Origin of the sequence: Polaromonas sp. (assembly GCF_012927455.1) — a bacterium.
Lineage (GTDB): Bacteria > Pseudomonadota > Gammaproteobacteria > Burkholderiales > Burkholderiaceae_C > Polaromonas.
This window is the reverse complement of record NZ_JABBPE010000002.1, coordinates 717,927-735,104: the sequence shown is the minus strand read 5'-3', so window position 1 is coordinate 735,104 and position 17,178 is coordinate 717,927. Positions and strand designations below refer to the sequence as shown.

The following is a 17,178-nucleotide window of genomic DNA, read 5'->3' as shown; positions in this document are numbered from 1 at the left end:
TGGGCTACAGCCATTTTTAATACTCAACAGAAGGTTGCGCTACCCAGAGCCGTTTCGCGGCCGAAAGCAACACAACCCGCAACCTCAACTACATAGCCAGACGGAAAATCGCTTCGATCTCAGCCTGGCTCGCCGGACGCGGGTTGGTCAAACCGCAGGCATCCTTCAGTGCGTTGGTAGCCAGCAATGGGATGTCTTCGTCGCGCACTCCGAGTTGGGCGAGGCCGCTCGGAATCTTGACATCAGCCGCCAATTGGCGAATCGCCGCCAGGCAGCTTTCGGCGGCCTGTGCTGCGGCCATGCCGCTCACATCCACGCCCATTGCTTTCGCAATATCACCCAGACGTTCGGCAACGACACTGGCGTTGAAGGCCTCGACGTGCGGCAGCAGCATGGCATTGCACACCCCGTGTGGCAGATTGTAAAAACCGCCTAGCTGGTGCGCCATGGCGTGCACATAGCCCAGCGAAGCGTTGTTGAACGCCATGCCGGCCAGGAACTGTGCGTAGGCCATCTGTTCGCGCGCGTGGATATCGTCGCCATGGCTCACCGCCTTGCGCAGGTTGTCCGAAATCATGACCACCGCTTTGAGCGCGCAGGCATCGGTAATTGGCGTGGCGGCGGTGGAAAGATAGGCCTCGACGGCATGCGTCAGCGCGTCCATGCCGGTAGCGGCGGTGAGTGCCGGTGGCTTGGCCAGCATCAGGGACGGATCGTTGACCGACAGCAGCGGCGTGACATTGCGGTCGACGATGGCCATCTTGATGTGGCGGGTTTCGTCGGTGATGATGCAAAAACGCGTCATCTCGCTGGCGGTGCCGGCCGTGGTGTTGATCGCAATCAGCGGCAGCTGCGGCTTGGCCGATTTGTCAACGCCTTCGTAATCACTGATCTTTCCGCCATTGGAAGCGACCAGCGCGATGCCTTTGGCGCAATCGTGCGGTGATCCGCCACCCAGGGAAATCACGCAGTCACAGTTTCTGCTGGACAGCATCGCCAGCCCGGCCTCGACGTTGCCCACCGTGGGATTGGGCTGGGCACCATCAAAAATGGTGGATTCGATGTCCTGGCGCTCAAGCAGCTTTGCGACCTTGAGCGCCACCCCCGCACGGCTGAGTCCGGCGTCGGTGACGATCAGGGCATGGCGAAAGCCGTAGCCGCGAATAGCCAGAATGGCCTCGTCAAGGCAGCCGTTGCCCATCATGTTGACGGCGGGAATAAAAAATGTCGTGGTGGTCATAAATGAAAAATCTCGGTTGATGTGCGTAAAAGGAGGGTGGGCAAGACGCGTGGGTTTTGCCTTGCCGCGAAAGATGAAATTGTTTACAAGTCAGAAGAAGCCAAGCGCCTTCGGGCTGTAGCTGACCAGCAGGTTCTTGGTTTGCTGGTAATGGTCAAGCATGACCTTGTGGGTTTCGCGGCCAATGCCCGATTCCTTGTAACCGCCGAAGGTGGCGTGGGCCGGGTAGGCGTGGTAGCAGTTGGTCCAGATGCGGCCGGCCTGGATGGCGCGGCCCATGCGGTAGGCGGTGCTGCCGTCGCGCGTCCATACGCCGGCGCCCAGGCCGTACGGCGTGTCGTTGGCAATCGCCAACGCTTCGGCTTCGTCCTTGAAGGTAGTTACGGCCAGCACCGGGCCAAAGATTTCTTCCTGGAAGATGCGCATCTTGTTGTGGCCCTTGAACAGCGTGGGCTGGATGTAATAGCCGTCGGCCAGCTCGCCGGGCAACTGGGCGCGCTCGCCGCCGATCAACAATTGCGCGCCTTCCTGCTTGCCAATCGCCAGATAGGACTCGATTTTTTTCATCTGCTCCATCGACGCCTGCGCGCCCATCATGCTGTCGGTATCGAGCGGACTGCCCTGCTTGATGGCCTTGACGCGGGCCAGAGCGCGTTCCATGAACTGGTCATACACCGATTCCTGGATCAGCGCGCGTGAAGGGCAGGTGCAGACTTCACCCTGGTTGAAGGCGAACAGCACCAAGCCTTCAATCGCCTTGTCGAAGAAGTCGTCGTCGGCCTTGGCGATGTCGGCAAAAAAGATGTTGGGCGATTTGCCGCCGAGTTCTAGCGTGGCCGGGATCAGGTTGTTGGCGGCCGCTTGCGCAATCACACGGCCTGTCGCGGTGGAGCCGGTGAAGGCGATCTTGGCGATGCGCTTGCTGGTGGCCAGCGCCATGCCGGCTTCGCGGCCATAGCCGTTGACGATGTTGAGCACGCCAGGCGGCAGGATATCGGCAATCAACTCGGCCAGAATCAGGATGGAGACGGGCGTCGATTCTGCGGGCTTGAGCACCACGCAGTTGCCGGCGGCAATGGCGGGCGCCAGCTTCCAGGCCGCCATCAAGATCGGGAAGTTCCACGGAATGATCTGGCCGACCACGCCCAGCGGTTCATGGAAATGGTAGGCGATGGTGTCGCCATCAATTTCGCTCAGGCTTCCTTCCTGGGCGCGCAGGCAGCCGGCAAAGTAACGGAAGTGGTCGGCTGTCAGCGGAATGTCGGCGTTCAGGGTTTCGCGAATGGCCTTGCCGTTGTCGACGGTTTCGGCGTAAGCCAGCAGTTCGAGGTTTTGCTCGATGCGGTCGGCAATTTTGAGCAGCACGTTGGCGCGCTCCGCCGCTGGTGTCTTGCCCCATTTACCCGATGCGGCGTGCGCGGCGTCGAGCGCCAGTTCGATGTCCTCGGCGGTCGAGCGGGCTGCCTGGGTGAAACGCCTGCCGGTGATGGGCGTGATGACGTCGAAGTAAGCGCCTTGCACCGGGGCGACAAACTTGCCGCCTATGAAATTGTCGTAGCGCGATTTGAAAGTGATTTGGGCTCCGGGGGAACCGGGGGTGGCGTAGAGCATGTTGTCTCCTGTGGATTAGTGACTAGGAAGGAAGCCGCCCACTCTGCCGGTGGTGGGTTTCAGCGCCGCCTGTTTGCACGGGGTATGCCAGCCGGCAGTTTCAACCGGAAATCCCACAATATCTGCATAAGCACTCCGGCATTGGGCGTTTTGGCAGCCATTCAGGGGATAAACGCTGTGCCAGTGGCTGACACAGGCTGTGTCGAAACGGAACAGGTCGGCGGTTTTTTCGGCCGGATTAGCCGGTTGGCGCACAATGGAAAACCTACCGCCACTGCCGACATGGCAATGCCAGCGTGGCAAGGCCGGGATTGCGCGCCCATCTCACGCACCGAATTATCAGGAGTTCAATGCCCCCTCCAGCCCTGCAGGAACGACCTGTGCCGAGCCAGTTGCGCGAAGCGCGCCGCCAGTTGCTGAACCGCGGCAGCTTGCCTGCTGACCTGATCCAGCCTGAGCTGGCGCGCTCATGGTTGCGCAGCTGGGAGTCGGGCTTGCAACCTTGCGGCCGCTTGCCGGGTGCACCGCACGCCTCTGGTGCCCAGTTGGCGCGAGCGCTGGAGCTGCAGCGCGAACTGGTGGAGCATGCCCTGCCGGTGATGGATTTCGTCTTCGAGCAGACCCGGGGCACCGACAGCATGGTTATTCTGGCCGGGACCGATGGCATGCTGCTGCATGCTGCGGGCGATCTTCAGTTTGTTAACCGGGCGGAAAGGGTGGCGTTGCGCCCTGGTGCCAGCTGGCACGAACAGTACCGCGGCACCAACGCGATTGGTACCGCGCTGACCGACGACTGTGCAGTGGTCGTGCACGCCGACGAGCATTACCTGGAGCGCAATAGTTTTTTGACCTGCGCCGCCGCGCCCATCCACGACCCGATGGGCAGCCTGCTGGGCGCGCTGGACTTGTCGGGCGACCACCGGTGCTACCACCGCCATACCCTGGGGCTGGTGCGTTCCGCGGCGCGGATGATTGAGCACCGGCTGTTTGACACCCGACACGACCTGCGCCGATGGGGTGGCTTGCGGTTGCGCTTTCATGCACAGCCTGAAGGCCTGGGTACCGTGACCGAAGGCCTGCTGGCGGTGCGCGAAGACGGCTTGCTGGCAGGCGCCAACCGCACCGCGCTGGACCTGCTTGGCCTGGGCTGGCACGACTTGGCGCAGACGCGGCTGGATAGCGTGCTGCTTGAACCGCTGACACAACTGCTCGACTGGTGCCAGCGCTCTTCCCACATTCCGCGCATGGTGCACCTGCGCTCGGGGCAGGCCGTCTGGATGCGGGTAGAAGCTGGGCACGTTGCCTATGCGCCGCCGCGTAAGCCGGTGGCGCCCCCGCCTGCGGCTGAAGCGGCCGACGCACTGGCTGCGCTGGACATCGGCGATGCGGTGTTGCACGCCGCTATCGCGCGAGCCCGCAAAGTCATGGGCAAGCCGATTGCACTGCTGCTGCAGGGCGAATCTGGCGTGGGCAAAGAGCTATTTGCGCAGGCCCTGCACAGTAGCGGGCCGCGCCACGCGCAGCCCTTCGTGGCCGTCAACTGCGCAGCGCTGCCTGAAAACCTGATTGAGGCCGAGCTGTTTGGCTATTTGGGCGGCGCCTTCACCGGCGCCAGACGCGAGGGCGCACCGGGCCGCATCCGCGAAGCGCATGGTGGCACGCTATTTCTTGATGAAATCGGCGATATGCCGCTGTCTTTGCAGGCGCGGCTGCTGCGTGTGCTGCAAGACCGCCAGGTGCTGCCGCTGGGTGGCGGCAAGCCGGTGGCGGTGGATTTTGCGCTGGTTTGCGCCACCCACCGCAACCTGCCCGCTGAAATGCTGGCCGGACGCTTCCGTGAAGATTTGTACTACCGGCTCAATGGCCTGACGCTGCAGCTGCCCGCGTTGCATCAACGCTTAGATCTGGACCAGTTGCTGGCGCGCGAGTTGCAGCAGCTTGTCCCCGAGCGCAGGGTGACCATCAGCCCGGATTTGCTGGCGGTCTTTCACACTTATCGCTGGCCCGGCAACATGCGGCAGCTGGCCAACGCGCTGCGTACCGCGTGCGCGTTGCTCGATAGCCATGAAGCAGTGATCGGCTGGGGCCATCTGCCCGACGACCTGGTGCTGGCGCTGCAAGCCCCGGCTGCGCTCGCTGTGAAGCGCAGGGGCGACTTCGCTGACGTTGTAGCGCCCGACTTGCGCACCTCATCACGCCTGACCGTTGCGCGTACTGTCAGCGCCTGCGAGGGCAATCTGTCAGAAGCCGCCCGCAGCCTGGGGATCAGCCGCAATACGCTTTATCGCAGGCTGCGAGACTGATCCGCGTGAGCGGGGTGGGTCTGTGGCAGGCGCAGGACTCTACTGACGACCCAGCAGCAAATACTCCATCAGTGCTTTTTGCGCATGCATGCGGTTCTCCGCTTCGTCCCATACCACCGACTGCGGACCGTCAATCACCTCGGCTTGGACTTCTTCTCCACGGTGCGCGGGCAGGCAGTGCATGAAAAGGGCGTCGGGCTTGGCGGCGCGCATCATCTCGGCATCCACGCACCAGTCGGTGAAGGCTTTTTTGCGCGCTTCGTTCTCGGCCTCGTAGCCCATGCTGGTCCAGACGTCGGTCGTGACCAGGTCGGCGCCGGCGCAGGCCTGCATCGGGTCCTTGAACACCTGGTAGCTTTCGGCCGAGCGAATGCCTGCGATCGACTGGTCCACCTCGTAGCCACCGGGTGTGCTGAGGTGCACCTTGAAGCCGAGGATTTCGCTGGCCTGGAGCCAGGTGTTGGCCATGTTGTTGCCGTCGCCCACCCAGGCCACCGTCTTGCCAGCGATGGAGCCGCGGTGCTCTATATAGGTAAAGATGTCGGCCAGAATCTGACAGGGGTGAAATTCATTGGTCAGGCCGTTGATGACGGGTACGCGCGAGTGTTCGGCAAACCGCTCGATCTTGGTCTGCTCGAAGGTGCGGATCATCACGAGATCCACCATGCGGCTGATGACCTTGGCGCTGTCTTCAATTGGCTCGGCGCGGCCCAGCTGGCTGCCTTCGGTGGTGAGATTGACGACCGTGCCGCCCAACTGGTACATGCCAGCTTCAAAACTCACGCGGGTGCGAGTTGAAGCCTTCTCAAAAATCATGACCAGCGTGCGGTCAATCAGCGGCTGATGTTTTTCGTAGGCCTTGAATTTTTTCTTGATGTGTGCGGCCCGCTCGAACAGGTAGGCATATTCCTCGGCATTCAGGTCGCTGAACTGAAGGTAGTGCTTGAGCGGTGTTGGGGCGCTGGTCATGCTCATAGTCATGCGCCTTCTTGCAGCAATTGTTTGATGAGGGGGCACAAAATAGCCACGACTTCATCGGCTTCGGCCGTCGTCATGATGAGCGAAGGCACCATGCGGACTACGCTGTCAGCCGTGACGCTGATCAGCAAACCATTTTCGGCGGCGCGGCCGACCAGTGCGCCGCAAGGCTTGGCCAGTTCTAGCCCCAGCATCAGGCCGCGGCCGCGGATTTCCTTGAAGCCGGTCACGCCGGCCAGCTCGCGGGTCAGCGCTGCCCGCAAATGCTCGCCGACTTTGACGGCATTGGCCAGCAAGCCTTCTTCTTCCATGATGCGGATGGTTTCCACACCGGCCCGCATGGCGAGCGGATTGCCGCCAAAGGTGGAGCCGTGGTTGCCTGGGCCAAAGATATGGGCGGCTTTGGGGCCGGCCACCACCGCGCCGATCGGCACGCCGGAGCCCAGTCCTTTGGCCAGCGGCATCACGTCAGGCAAGATGTCCGCCCACTGGTGCGCAAACCATTTGCCAGTACGGCCCATGCCGCACTGCACCTCGTCAATCATCAGCAGCCAGTCGCGTTCGTCGCATAGCTTGCGCGCCTGCTGCAGGTATTCGATGGTCATGCTGTTGACGCCGCCTTCGCCCTGAATGGCTTCAAAAAATACCGCGACCACGTTGGGGTTGCCGACGGTGGCGGTTCGTAATGCCTCCATATCATTAAGTGGCACGCGGATAAACCCCTCGACCAGCGGGCCAAAGCCGGCCTGAACCTTGGGATTTCCGGTGGCGCTGAGGGTGGCAATACTGCGGCCGTGAAAGGCTTTCTCGTAAACCACAATCTCGGGCTTTTCGATGCCTTTGTCATGGCCGAACTTGCGCGCCAGTTTCAGCGCCGCTTCGTTGGCTTCCAGTCCGGTCGAGCAGAAAAACACGTTCTCCAGCCCGGACAGCTCGACCAGCTTGGCCGCCAGCGTTTCCTGCAGCGGTACATGGTAGTAGTTGGAACTGTGAATGATCTTGCCGATCTGGTCGCGCAGGGCTGCAACCAGTTTGGGGTGGTTATGGCCGACTGTGTTGACGGCAATGCCGCCCAGCGCATCCAGGTAAGACTTGCCATTGACGTCCCAAACGCGGCAACCCTGGCCATGCGACAGCGCGATCGGCAAACGCCCGTAGGTGTTCATCACATGGGGGGAGGCGGCTTCGATATGGGGCGGAAGGGCAGCGGTCATGGGGAAAACTCCGGGCATGGCTAAAAACGAAAGGCCGCTACAAAGCGGGCGGGTCTGATGTGATTTTAGGCGCAGACCACTCGGCCTTTGGTGACGATGGCGCATCACAGCGTTGCGCTTGGCGCGTGGCATTCAGACGGCAGGAGCACCGAGAAAGGATAGGTTGAGTCTTATATAAGATATAATACTTGTGCAGTGCAGCATGGGCAAAACCCCCGCCTCTGGCACGCGAAAAACCCTCTACCAGATGGTCTCCACCACCGTTAAAGAAGTCTTCATTCAGGGCATCACCCGCCAAGGCAAAACCTTCCGCCCCAGTGATTGGGCTGACCGGTTGTGCGGCGTCATGAGCCAGTTCCGCCCGGGCGGGCCGCAGCCCGGCAGCCACCTGACGTATTCGCCTTGGTGCGTTCCCACGGTCATCGACGGCGTCAAGTGCGTGGTCGTCAACGCCGAATTGCGCGACGCCGAACCCATGGCCTGGGATTTCGCCATCAATTTTGCCAAAGACAACGATCTGCAGATGGCTGAAGCCTGCCTGCTCCCCGAGTTGCCCAGGCCTTGATCGGCTATTGAGTACGGACGTAAAAAAACCGCCAGAAGGCGGTTTTTTACTTTGCTGCAGCGCACCCTACAAAACGGCGGACTGTATTTTTTTAAATCCAGTCCGGGCGGTTTGCCTAAATGCTTAGGCTGCCTTGGGTTCGACAACTTTCAATGCCAGGGCTTTCACCTTGGTTGAAAGCCGGCTCTTGTCGCGCGCTGCCTTGTTCTTGTGGAAGATGCCTTTGTCGGCAACCATGTCCACAACGCTCTGAGCCTTGGCAAAAGACTCCATGGCTTTGACTTTGTCACCGCTTGCAACGGCTTTTTCGACGTTTTTTACGGCGGTACGGTATTTGGAGCGCAGCGAGGTGTTCGCGGCGTTGAGTTTGACGTCCTGGCGGACGCGTTTACGGCCTGACGCGAGGCGGGGGTTTTTTTTCTTGGGTTTGGCAGTAGCCATGGGGAGTTTCCTTTAATCCTGGGAGGAGTCTGTGGATGATGCTAGCAAAGCCCACGATTATACGACAGGCTAAAGCTGCAGCCGGCGCGTCGCCAACAGGTGTGCGAGGCCTGGTCGTTGCCGTCGGTCGCCGGCGTCTCGCATAAAAGGTGTGCGCCGGCAGATAGATGGTGTAGACCGGCCCGCATGGGCCGCATTACTTGATGACGACGCCCCACGGCAGCTTGCCGACATCCACGTCGCGCACTTTAACGTTCTGCACGGTATCGATGACCGAGACGCTGTTGGAGCGGCCATTGGCTACATAAAGCTTCTTGCCGTCCGGGGTGATCGCCATATTCCATGGACGCTGGCCTACCGGGATGGTTGCAACGATATTGTTGTCCGCCGTATTGATGACTGATACGCTGCCTTCGCCGCCGTTGGAGATATACACGCGGCTGCCGTCCGGATGCACCGTGACACCGTTGGCGCGCTGGCCGGCCTTGATGTGGGTGATGAGCTTGTTGTTGACCGCGTCGATGACATAGACCTCGTTGCTGTTTTCTGTCGCGACATAGGCCCGGCTGCTGTCCGGCAAAAATCCGATGCCGCGAGGACGGGCGCCCACCGGTATCTGGGCCACCTGTTTGCGGGTCGTGAAGTCGACGATATCAACCGCGCCGCCATCTTCGGCGCTGACGAACAGTTTCTTGCCATCGGGGCTGAAGACTGCATGCTCTGGATTGCGGCCCTTCACCTTGATAGTAAAAGCAACCTTGTTGGTCTGCGTATCGGCAATCGCCACATCGTTGCTTTCTTCAATCGCGACAGCCATCCAGCGGCCGTCGGGCGAGGCATACACGCCTTCAGGCGACTCGCCAAGCGCGATGACTCCAGCCGCCTTGCGTTGTTGCAGGTTCACCATCTGCAAGCGGTTGTTAGGCTGGTCGCTGACATACAGCCAGTTGCCGCTGACGGCAAGTCCGCGCGGCTTTTTTCCCACGGGGATGTCTGCCACCACCTCATCGTTGGCGGTATCTATCACCGACACCGTGCCCGATCCCTCGTTGGGAACGTAGGCAAACGGTGCGGCGACCGCAAAGGTCGACAAAGATGCCAGCCCCGCCACAGCAAGATGCAGAAAATACGTGCGATTGATCATAAATATCCTTTGGAGTTGCGGGGAGTGAAAAGGCCTTGTCAGTGGCCTAAAAAGCGAAAAGAAAAGCGGCGCGGCCACATGCGCGAGAAAATAGTGTCGTGATCGACGAACAAATGCTTGAGCGCGGCAGCCACATGCAGCATCACCAGCGCCAGCAGCAGCCACGAGCTGATCAGGTGCGTCTGGTTAAAGAGGGTGTACACCAGCTTGTTGTCGGGGCCCCATGGCGCGAGTTTGACCAAGTTGAAGAAATTCACCCCGTGTTTGCTGAAGTTGGATCCCAGGTAACCCGATAGCGGCATAAGCAGCATCAGCACATACAGCAAGTTGTGGCTCGCCGCAGCGGCGCGTTGCTGCCAGCGCGGCAGCGTGTCCGGTAAGGGTGGCGGCTTGTGCGACAGGCGCCAAACTAGGCGCATCACAATGAGCACAGCGATCAGCATGCCGCTGCTCTTATGCAGATTGACGAAATAGCCGCGCGCCGGAACGCCGCGTGGAATGTCGTTAAGGTACCAGCCAAAAGCAAATTGGCTTAGCAGCAAGATCGCGATAAGCCAGTGCAGCGTCATTGCCGTGCGGGTGTAGCGTTGGTCCATGCTGAGGCCTTGGTCTTAACGCAAGCTGGTGGTGCAATGCGCCAGATTTTCAATATCGGCTTCATTCAGCGTTTGCGCCACACTGGTCACATTGCCGGCATCATTGGTGCGGCCGCCCTCCTTGAAGTCCTTGAGCTGAACGTAGATGTGGCGCCAGGTCGGACCTGCCAGATTGGGAAAATTGCCGGCTGGCGAATTGCCGTCAGCGCCGTAGCAAGCAGCGCAGGCCTGGGCCTTGGCGCGGCCAGTCTCGATGTCTTGTGCGTTGGCCGTTGTAAGCGCCAAAAGAGCCCAACTAGTGTGCGCCTCGTTGCCCTTGCTTGCCGCCATGTTGAGCGCTGAGTCGCCACTGCGGTCACGCGAGTTGACCACTGCACCGTAGGCTAGCAACGCTGTGACACGATCTGCCCGTCCCGCCTTGGCGGCCAAAACAAACTGGCTGTTGACGTTAATCTGGTCCGCGCCCTTTTGCGCAAATGCCGGGGCGATGGCGCAGCCGGCTGGTACCAGCAAAAAGCCGCACTTCAATGCCTTCATCATGGTCATGAGGTCTCCAGAAACTACGCCAACTTGACGCTTGTGCGGTATCACGGCTCAGTACCGCAATGCCCTAAAACATGGTCCGGACGCCAACAAAAAACCGCCGGCCCGGCGCCGGTTCAAAAAAGCGGCCATTGGCATCATTGACAATCACCGACCCGGCATAGCGCTTCCCAAACAGGTTGTCGATGCGCCCGTACAGCACCATCTTGGCACCGCCGAACAGGAATTCTTGGGCGACGCGTGCATTGAAGACCGCGTAGCCCGGCGCGGCGTCACTGTTGAGGTCATTCACATACGCCTTGCTTTCGAGTCGCATTTCCAGCCCCGCCTTGACGGCTTGCATTACGCTGCCTTCCACATCGGCAAACAGGCTGTGCTTGGGTGCGCCGGGCAAGCGATTGCCCGCAGGCACCGCGCCCTGCGCGCCGACGTAGGGCGAGCGGAACTGCGCATCGAGCAGCGTGTAGCCCATGCGCGTGGCTATGCCCGGCCAATTCGCCGACCACGACGCTTCAACGCCACGTCGACGGGTGCTATCGGCATTCTGAAATACCGCGCGGCCACCGAAGGACTGCGACGTCACGATCTCGTCTTTGCTTCTGGCTTCGAACAATGCGGCGTCAAAGCTGTGTCGGCCGCTGCGCAGCTTCACGCCGATTTCGCCTTGCGTGCTTTTGGACGGTTTCAAGTTGAGATTGGGTCCGGGCGGGTTGGTCGGACGATTGGCGCTTTCGGCGAGCGTCGGGGTTTCAAAACCGGTGCCCAGGTTGGCATACACATTCAATGTTTCAGCGGCATGCCACACCAGACCGACGACCGGGCTGGTATTTCGGTATTCAACAGCGCCGCTGGTGTCGCTGGCTCCTGTGTTGAGGCGGTCGTCGAAATTGAAGCGCACCCGGCTGGCGCGCACGCCAGCAATGGCTTGCCAGTCTGGCGTGAAGGTCCAGTCGATCTGGCCGAACACATCGGTGTTGCGCGCGCTGTCGTCTTCATTGCGGCGCAGCGCGCCGTTGTTGCCCAGGATGTTGTCAAAGCCCTTTCGGGTTTCTTTCATGCGGTCGGCTTCGACGCCGACGGTCCAGCGCAGCGGCAGCGCATTGACCTGCGTGGCATGCGTCCAACTGGCGCCGACGCCGCCATAGTCGCGGTCCAGGTTCACCACGCCGTTGGGCCCGAAAGCCAGTTTCTGGTCGATTTTGCGTGCGCCGCCATAGACGCGCGCATTAAGGGTGTCGGCAGCGGACAGTTTGTGTTCTATCACCAGGCCAGCCTGCTGCTGCTTTATGGTTTTGCGCGTGTTGAAGGTGTTCACTTGCGGCACCACCTGGCGCGGGTTCTGCTCAAACTGCGCGCGCGTCAGGCCACCCGGGTCCTGCGCCAGTGGCTGGTCGAACAGGTTGATGATGCCGGTGAGGGTGGTGTTGCTCGACGGTTTGACGAGGACTTTGGCATTGAGCTGCTCGCGCCGCGCTGCGCTGTGGTCGCGAAAACCGTCGGTTGAATAGCGCGAGACGTCCAGCACGCCGCCCAGCGTGTCGCTGCCGCCGCCTAGGCCGGCGGCGTAATGGCGCTGGCCATCCGAACCGGCGCCAGCGGACAGGCTGTATTCAGGCTTGTTTGGCGTGATCGGCGGGTCTTTGGTAAAAACCTGCAGCACACCGCCCGCTGCATTGCCATACAACTGCGCGATCGGCCCGCGCAGAAGTTCGATGCGTTTGGCCGAGGTCAGGCTGGCCGTTGCCGCCTGGCCCTGGCCGTCCGGCATGGTGGCTGGAATGCCGTCGATCAACAGGCGCACGCCACGCACGCCGAAAGTCGAGCGCGTGCCGAAGCCGCGCACCGACAACTGCAAATCCTGCGCAAAGTTTTGACGGTCGCGAATTTGCAGGCCAGGTACCGCGCCCATCAGCTCCGACAAATTGACCAGCGGTGAGGCGGTGCGAAACGGGTCGACCGACACCGAGTCGATGGCACCCGGCGCATCGAAGCGTCGCTGCTCGGTTCGGCTGCCGCTGACGACAACTTCTTCTAGCTGCTTGGTGGCCCCGGACTGCGCATGTGCCAGGCTGATGCACAGGGTGCCGGCAAACAGCACGGCACAGGCCTGGCCAATTCGATTCAGTGAAAAGCGCCGGTTTGCATGGGAGGTAGAGGCAAGTTCGGTTATTGAAAAGAAAGTGAGCATGTCAAAGGTTGAGTTGGGTGCTTTGGGAAGGGAGTCGCTGTCGTGCGTTACAGCGAGCTTCGCATGGCAAAAAGTGTTTATTTACACGCATTTCTTGGCTAAAAAGTGGTTTAAAGGTACTACTTGAAACAATTTTTTTTTGGTCCACTGATGCGCTTTGCACCGGAAGCCTGCGGCCTGGGTTTTTGACCGGAGACTGACAGCCTCAAAGAGATTAGCGCTTAAGCGCGGGCCGCAGTCAGAGGGTTTTTGCTGCCCTTTAGCCAACTTTTCTCAAAATGAAACGGAGCTTTTTGTCTAGCCGTAATCGCTCCGGCGCTCTCGGGCGCAAACCTTGGCTTTCACGCCAGCGCATAAACTCCTGCTGTGTCACTTTTCAAAGCCGCCTCCACCGTCTCCCTGCTTACCCTGGCTTCCCGAATCACCGGATTGGTGCGAGAACTGCTGATTGCCTCGACCTTTGGCGCCAGCGCCATGACTGACGCCTTCAACGTTGCCTTTCGCATTCCCAACCTGTTTCGGCGGCTGTTTGCCGAGGGCGCCTTCAGTCAGGCTTTTGTTCCGGCGCTGGCGGCCAGCAAGGCTCAACACGGCGAGGCCGCCACCAAACTGCTGATTGACCGGGTCGCGACGCTTCTGAGCTGGGCCTTGCTGCTGACCTGTGTGGCCGGCGTGGTGGCGGCGCCGCTGCTGGTCTGGGCCATGGCCAGCGGCCTGAAACAGGAACCGCGCGGTTTTGAGGCCGCCGTCTTCATGACGCGCTGGATGTTTCCTTACATCGGCTTTATGTCGCTGGTGGCGCTGTCTTCGGGCGTGCTCAATACCTGGCGGCACTTTGCGGTGCCGGCGGCGACGCCTGTGCTGCTCAATCTGGCCATGATTGGCGCGGCCTGGCTAGGTGCGCCCTGGTTCCAGTCGCTGGGTATTGAACCGGTGTACGCGCTGGGCGCAGGCGTGATGCTGGGCGGCATCCTGCAACTGGCGGTGCAGGTGCCGGCCTTGCTGGGGCTTGGCCTGCTCCCAAAAATTGGACTAAGTTGGGGGCTGGTCAAGGCAGCATGGACCGACCCAGCTACAAAAAGCATAGCAAAACTGATGGTTCCGGCATTGCTCGGGGTCAGCGTGGCGCAGATTTCGCTGCTGATCAATACGCAGATCGCCTCGCACCTGACGCCCGGCAGCGTCAGCTGGCTGACCTACGCCGACCGCCTGATGGAGTTTCCGACCGCCATGCTGGGCGTGGCCATCGGGGTGGTGCTGATGCCGCAGCTGGCCGCCGCCAAAGCCGCTGGCGACGCCGCCAAATACTCGGCCATGCTGGACTGGGGCCTGCGCATCGTGGTGCTGCTGGCCGTGCCCTGCGCGGTGGCGCTGCTGACGTTTGCCCAGCCGCTGGTGGCCACGCTCTACCACTATGGCGCATTTACCGACCGCGACGTGCAGCAGACCACCACGGCGCTGATGGGCTACGGCGCCGGCCTGCTCGGCCTGGTCGCCATCAAAGTGCTGGCGCCGGGTTTTTACGCCAGTCAGGACATTCGCACGCCGGTGCGCATTGCCGTGGTGGTGCTGGTCATCACGCAGTTGCTCAATCTGGCGCTGGTACCGATTTTTCAGCACGCCGGGCTGGCGCTGGCCATCGGCATTGGCGCGCTCATCAATGCGCTGTGGCTGCTGGTTGGCCTGATGCGGCGCGGCAGCTACCAGCCGGCGCCGGGCTGGGGCGTGTTTGGCCTGCAGGTGGTGGCTGCCAGCGCGCTGCTGGCGGTGTTTTTGCTGTGGGCCTCAGGCAGCGTCAACTGGATCAGCCTTCGAGGCCAGTATTTGCAAAGGATTTGGCTGCTCGCCCTTGTTCTTTTTGCGTCAGCAGCTATCTATTTTGTAGCATTGTGGGTTTCCGGCCTGAAGCTGAGACAGCTGCTGCGGGGTTGATTAAACTGGCAGGGCAAGCCGCGCCGGTCAAGGGCTGGTTTTGATTCGCCGGGTGCGCCGGTTTGTGAGAAAGTAGCGTCATGCAATTAAATCTGGATATACCGTCCCCGCTGCAGTATTTTTCCAGTCTGGTGCAAAGTGATGAGCATTTCCCTCTACTGGAAGCTGCCATCTGCCTGGCCCAGGACGAATACCCCGAGCTTGATGTGCAGCAGGTGCTGGGCGACGTGGATCAGCTGCTGGCCCGCCTGAAACGGCGGCTGCCGGCCGACGCCCCGGCGCTGCAGCGGCTGCGCGCGCTCAACCAGTTTTTCTTTCACGACCTGAGCTTTGGCGGCAACGTCAATGATTTCTACGACCCCGACAACAGCTACGTCAACGCGGTGCTGCGCACGCGCCGCGGCATTCCCATCACGCTGGCGGTGTTGTGGCTGGAGCTGGCCCTGGGGCTGGGCCTGAACGCGCGCGGCGTGGCTTTTCCCGGGCATTTCATGGTCAAAGTCAACCTGCCCAAAGGCCAGGTGGTGATTGATCCGTTCAGCGGCCAGTCCTTGAGCCGCGAAGAACTGGCCGAGCGGCTCGAACCCTTTCGTCAACGCAGTGGCATGGTCGATGAGTTTGAAGTGCCCATGGGCCTGTACCTGCAATCGGCGCTGCCGCGCGACATCATCAGCCGCATGCTGCGCAATCTGAAGGAAATTCACCAGACGCAGGAAGACTGGCCCCGCCTGATTGCCGTGCAGGACCGCCTGATCGTGCTGCAGCCCAATGCCTGGCCCGAGTACCGCGACCGCGGTCTGGCCTGGGCGGCGCAAGACGAGGTGGCGCGCGCGGTGGCCGATCTGGAGGTTTACCTGGAACATGCCGAAGATGCGCTGGACATCGATGCGGTGGCCGGTCGACTCGCCGAGCTGCGCCAAGGCGGGATTGCCTAGCCGAGGCCGCTCTCAACCTAGAAAAAGTGATAAAAAGTGCCGCTAGCCCAATGAATACGGGCGCAAGCAGCTATTATTTTAATAGCATAATCAAAGCAACCGTGGCCAGGCGATGCGCCCAGTCGCCGGTGGTCAGCGCTGCAGCAAAGCCCGGCGCCACAGCCCCAGCAACGCCAGCGCGCCCAGGCTCAAGGCAGCGCCGGCGCCGAAGGTCACCGGGGCGCCGAATTGGTCCCACAGCACGCCGGCCAGCGTGCTGGCCAGCAGCATCGCCAGGCCGCTGACCAGGTTGAAAAAGCCGAAGGCGGTGCCGCGCAGGTCCGCCGGCGCGGCATCGGCCACCATGGTGGCGAGCAGGCCTTGCGTCATCGCCATGTGCAGCCCCCACAGGGCAATGCCGGCCACCACCGCCGCGCCCGGCCAGCCCCAGTGGTCGCTAAAGGCCAGCAGCAGATCAGCGGCGATCAGCACCGCCAGCCCCCAGGCCAGCAGCGCGCTGTGGCTGACCCGGTCCGACAGCTTGCCGAAGGGGTAAGCACCCAGTGCGTAGACCACGTTCATGCCGATCAGCACCAGCGGCGTGTACGCCAGCGGCAGGCCGCCCTGCAGGGCGCGCAGCAACAAAAACGCCTCGCTGAAGCGCGCCAGCGTGAACACCGCGCCTATCACCACGACGCGCCAGTACGGCGCGCTCAGGCGCCGCAGATTGGCTTTGCTGATTGGGTTGGGGCGCGCCGCGCCAGGGCTGCGCTGGGCTGGCGCGGGCTCTTGCACGCCAAACAGCAGCAGCGCCACCGACAGCACGCCGGGAATAATCGCCACCCAAAAAATCGCCCGGAAGTCGTTGGCCCACGCCAGCATCAGGCCCATGGCGATCAACGGGCCGACGAAGGCGCCCACCGTGTCGAGCGACTGGCGCAGCCCGAAGGCCGCGCCGCGCATGCCGGGCGGCGCCAGGTCGGCCACCAGCGCATCGCGCGGGGCGCCGCGCAGGCCCTTGCCAACGCGGTCTATCAGGCGGGCCGCCAGTACCAGGCCGGTAGTGGTGGCCAGCGCAAAAAGCGGTTTGGAGGCCGCGCCCAGGCCGTAGCCCAGAAGCGCCAGCGGCTTGCGCTTGCCCCAGTAGTCGCTCAGCACGCCAGAGAACACCTTGACGATGAGCGCCGTCGCCTCGGCAGCGCCTTCAATCAAGCCGACCGCCCACATGCTGGTGCCCAGCACCGTCACCATGAAGACCGGCAGCAGGCTGTGGATCATCTCGGAAGAAATGTCCATCAGCAGGCTGACAAAGCCGAGCGCCCAGATGGCGGGGGGGAGGCGCTGTGTGGCGCTGGAAGCTTGGGGCATGGGGGATTATCGAACGGGCTGGTCAGTCGGCCATGAGCACCCGGTGGTGGACTATGAATTTTTGTTCAGCTTGGAGAGCAAGGCCAGAATTTTTGGCGTGATGAAGATGTTGCGGGTCATGCATATAGTCGTAAACATAGC

14 protein-coding genes are annotated in these 17,178 nt (G+C 61.6%); 4 read left to right on the top strand and 10 right to left on the bottom strand.

Annotated features, from left to right (window positions below):
- Window positions 1–88 precede the first annotated feature (88 nt).
- Both yiaY and adh read right to left on the bottom strand, forming a co-directional pair.
- Window positions 89–1,240, bottom strand: coding sequence for an L-threonine dehydrogenase (gene yiaY / locus HHJ18_RS04035; RefSeq protein ID WP_296911748.1), 1,152 nt, complete (start codon window positions 1,238–1,240; stop codon window positions 89–91).
- A 90-nt stretch (window positions 1,241–1,330) separates the two neighbouring features.
- Window positions 1,331–2,851 carry an aldehyde dehydrogenase gene (gene adh, locus HHJ18_RS04030; protein ID WP_296911746.1) on the bottom strand — a complete coding sequence of 507 codons (1,521 nt, stop codon included), beginning with the start codon at window positions 2,849–2,851 and terminating at the stop codon, window positions 1,331–1,333.
- A gap of 350 nt (window positions 2,852–3,201) precedes the next feature.
- Here adh and HHJ18_RS04025 point away from each other — a divergent pair, with 350 nt between their 5' ends.
- The gene (locus HHJ18_RS04025; protein WP_296911744.1) at window positions 3,202–5,154 is read left to right on the top strand and encodes a sigma-54-dependent Fis family transcriptional regulator; all 1,953 of its coding nucleotides are present in this window, start codon (window positions 3,202–3,204) and stop codon (window positions 5,152–5,154) included.
- A gap of 39 nt (window positions 5,155–5,193) precedes the next feature.
- Here HHJ18_RS04025 and argF read toward each other — a convergent pair whose 3' ends face one another.
- Complete coding sequence (gene argF, locus HHJ18_RS04020) at window positions 5,194–6,123, bottom strand: ornithine carbamoyltransferase (RefSeq protein WP_296911924.1); 930 nt, start codon at window positions 6,121–6,123, stop codon at window positions 5,194–5,196.
- Window positions 6,124–6,131: 8 nt separating this feature from the next.
- Window positions 6,132–7,346 (bottom strand): aspartate aminotransferase family protein, encoded by a 1,215-nt coding sequence (locus HHJ18_RS04015; RefSeq protein WP_296911742.1) that lies wholly within the window; start codon window positions 7,344–7,346, stop codon window positions 6,132–6,134.
- A 247-nt stretch (window positions 7,347–7,593) separates the two neighbouring features.
- Between HHJ18_RS04015 and HHJ18_RS04010 the strand changes: the two genes are divergently transcribed.
- Window positions 7,594–7,911, top strand: a complete 318-nt coding sequence (locus HHJ18_RS04010; protein WP_296911922.1) for a DUF3579 domain-containing protein — start codon at window positions 7,594–7,596, stop codon at window positions 7,909–7,911.
- A 123-nt stretch (window positions 7,912–8,034) separates the two neighbouring features.
- Here HHJ18_RS04010 and rpsT read toward each other — a convergent pair whose 3' ends face one another.
- The 5 genes from rpsT to HHJ18_RS03985 form a co-directional block, all read right to left on the bottom strand.
- Window positions 8,035–8,352: a 30S ribosomal protein S20 gene (rpsT, locus tag HHJ18_RS04005; protein ID WP_296911740.1), complete on the bottom strand. Its 318-nt coding sequence runs from the start codon at window positions 8,350–8,352 to the stop codon at window positions 8,035–8,037.
- 196 nt (window positions 8,353–8,548) lie between these two features.
- Window positions 8,549–9,496, bottom strand: a complete 948-nt coding sequence (locus HHJ18_RS04000) for a beta-propeller fold lactonase family protein (RefSeq protein ID WP_296911737.1) — start codon at window positions 9,494–9,496, stop codon at window positions 8,549–8,551.
- A gap of 38 nt (window positions 9,497–9,534) precedes the next feature.
- Complete coding sequence (locus HHJ18_RS03995; RefSeq protein ID WP_296911735.1) at window positions 9,535–10,092, bottom strand: cytochrome b; 558 nt, start codon at window positions 10,090–10,092, stop codon at window positions 9,535–9,537.
- A gap of 15 nt (window positions 10,093–10,107) precedes the next feature.
- The gene (locus HHJ18_RS03990; protein WP_296911733.1) at window positions 10,108–10,638 is read right to left on the bottom strand and encodes an ankyrin repeat domain-containing protein; all 531 of its coding nucleotides are present in this window, start codon (window positions 10,636–10,638) and stop codon (window positions 10,108–10,110) included.
- Window positions 10,639–10,702: 64 nt separating this feature from the next.
- Window positions 10,703–12,823, bottom strand: coding sequence for a TonB-dependent receptor (locus HHJ18_RS03985; protein WP_296911731.1), 2,121 nt, complete (start codon window positions 12,821–12,823; stop codon window positions 10,703–10,705).
- Window positions 12,824–13,189: 366 nt separating this feature from the next.
- On the opposite strand from HHJ18_RS03985, the gene murJ reads away from it, so the two are divergent.
- Together murJ and HHJ18_RS03975 are read left to right on the top strand one after the other, a co-directional pair.
- The gene (gene murJ, locus HHJ18_RS03980) at window positions 13,190–14,755 is read left to right on the top strand and encodes a murein biosynthesis integral membrane protein MurJ (RefSeq protein WP_296911729.1); all 1,566 of its coding nucleotides are present in this window, start codon (window positions 13,190–13,192) and stop codon (window positions 14,753–14,755) included.
- A gap of 80 nt (window positions 14,756–14,835) precedes the next feature.
- Window positions 14,836–15,690, top strand: a complete 855-nt coding sequence (locus HHJ18_RS03975) for a tetratricopeptide repeat protein (protein WP_296911728.1) — start codon at window positions 14,836–14,838, stop codon at window positions 15,688–15,690.
- A 132-nt stretch (window positions 15,691–15,822) separates the two neighbouring features.
- Here HHJ18_RS03975 and HHJ18_RS03970 read toward each other — a convergent pair whose 3' ends face one another.
- Window positions 15,823–17,037 (bottom strand): MFS transporter, encoded by a 1,215-nt coding sequence (locus HHJ18_RS03970; RefSeq protein WP_296911726.1) that lies wholly within the window; start codon window positions 17,035–17,037, stop codon window positions 15,823–15,825.
- Between the last annotated feature and the right edge of the window lie 141 nt (window positions 17,038–17,178).

Excerpts from the sequence above, each read along its gene's own strand:
- HHJ18_RS04010 (WP_296911922.1), top strand. The coding sequence starts at position 7,594 with ATGGTCTCCACCACCGTTAAAGAAGTCTTCATTCAGGGCATCACCCGC.
- yiaY (WP_296911748.1), bottom strand. The coding sequence starts at position 1,240 with ATGACCACCACGACATTTTTTATTCCCGCCGTCAACATGATGGGCAAC.
- HHJ18_RS04025 (WP_296911744.1), top strand. The coding sequence starts at position 3,202 with ATGCCCCCTCCAGCCCTGCAGGAACGACCTGTGCCGAGCCAGTTGCGC.
- HHJ18_RS03995 (WP_296911735.1), bottom strand. The coding sequence starts at position 10,092 with ATGGACCAACGCTACACCCGCACGGCAATGACGCTGCACTGGCTTATC.
- rpsT (WP_296911740.1), bottom strand. The coding sequence starts at position 8,352 with ATGGCTACTGCCAAACCCAAGAAAAAAAACCCCCGCCTCGCGTCAGGC.
- HHJ18_RS03970 (WP_296911726.1), bottom strand. The coding sequence starts at position 17,037 with ATGCCCCAAGCTTCCAGCGCCACACAGCGCCTCCCCCCCGCCATCTGG.
- HHJ18_RS03985 (WP_296911731.1), bottom strand. The coding sequence starts at position 12,823 with ATGCTCACTTTCTTTTCAATAACCGAACTTGCCTCTACCTCCCATGCA.
- HHJ18_RS04015 (WP_296911742.1), bottom strand. The coding sequence starts at position 7,346 with ATGACCGCTGCCCTTCCGCCCCATATCGAAGCCGCCTCCCCCCATGTG.
- adh (WP_296911746.1), bottom strand. The coding sequence starts at position 2,851 with ATGCTCTACGCCACCCCCGGTTCCCCCGGAGCCCAAATCACTTTCAAA.
- HHJ18_RS03975 (WP_296911728.1), top strand. The coding sequence starts at position 14,836 with ATGCAATTAAATCTGGATATACCGTCCCCGCTGCAGTATTTTTCCAGT.
- argF (WP_296911924.1), bottom strand. The coding sequence starts at position 6,123 with ATGACCAGCGCCCCAACACCGCTCAAGCACTACCTTCAGTTCAGCGAC.
- HHJ18_RS03990 (WP_296911733.1), bottom strand. The coding sequence starts at position 10,638 with ATGACCATGATGAAGGCATTGAAGTGCGGCTTTTTGCTGGTACCAGCC.
- HHJ18_RS04000 (WP_296911737.1), bottom strand. The coding sequence starts at position 9,496 with ATGATCAATCGCACGTATTTTCTGCATCTTGCTGTGGCGGGGCTGGCA.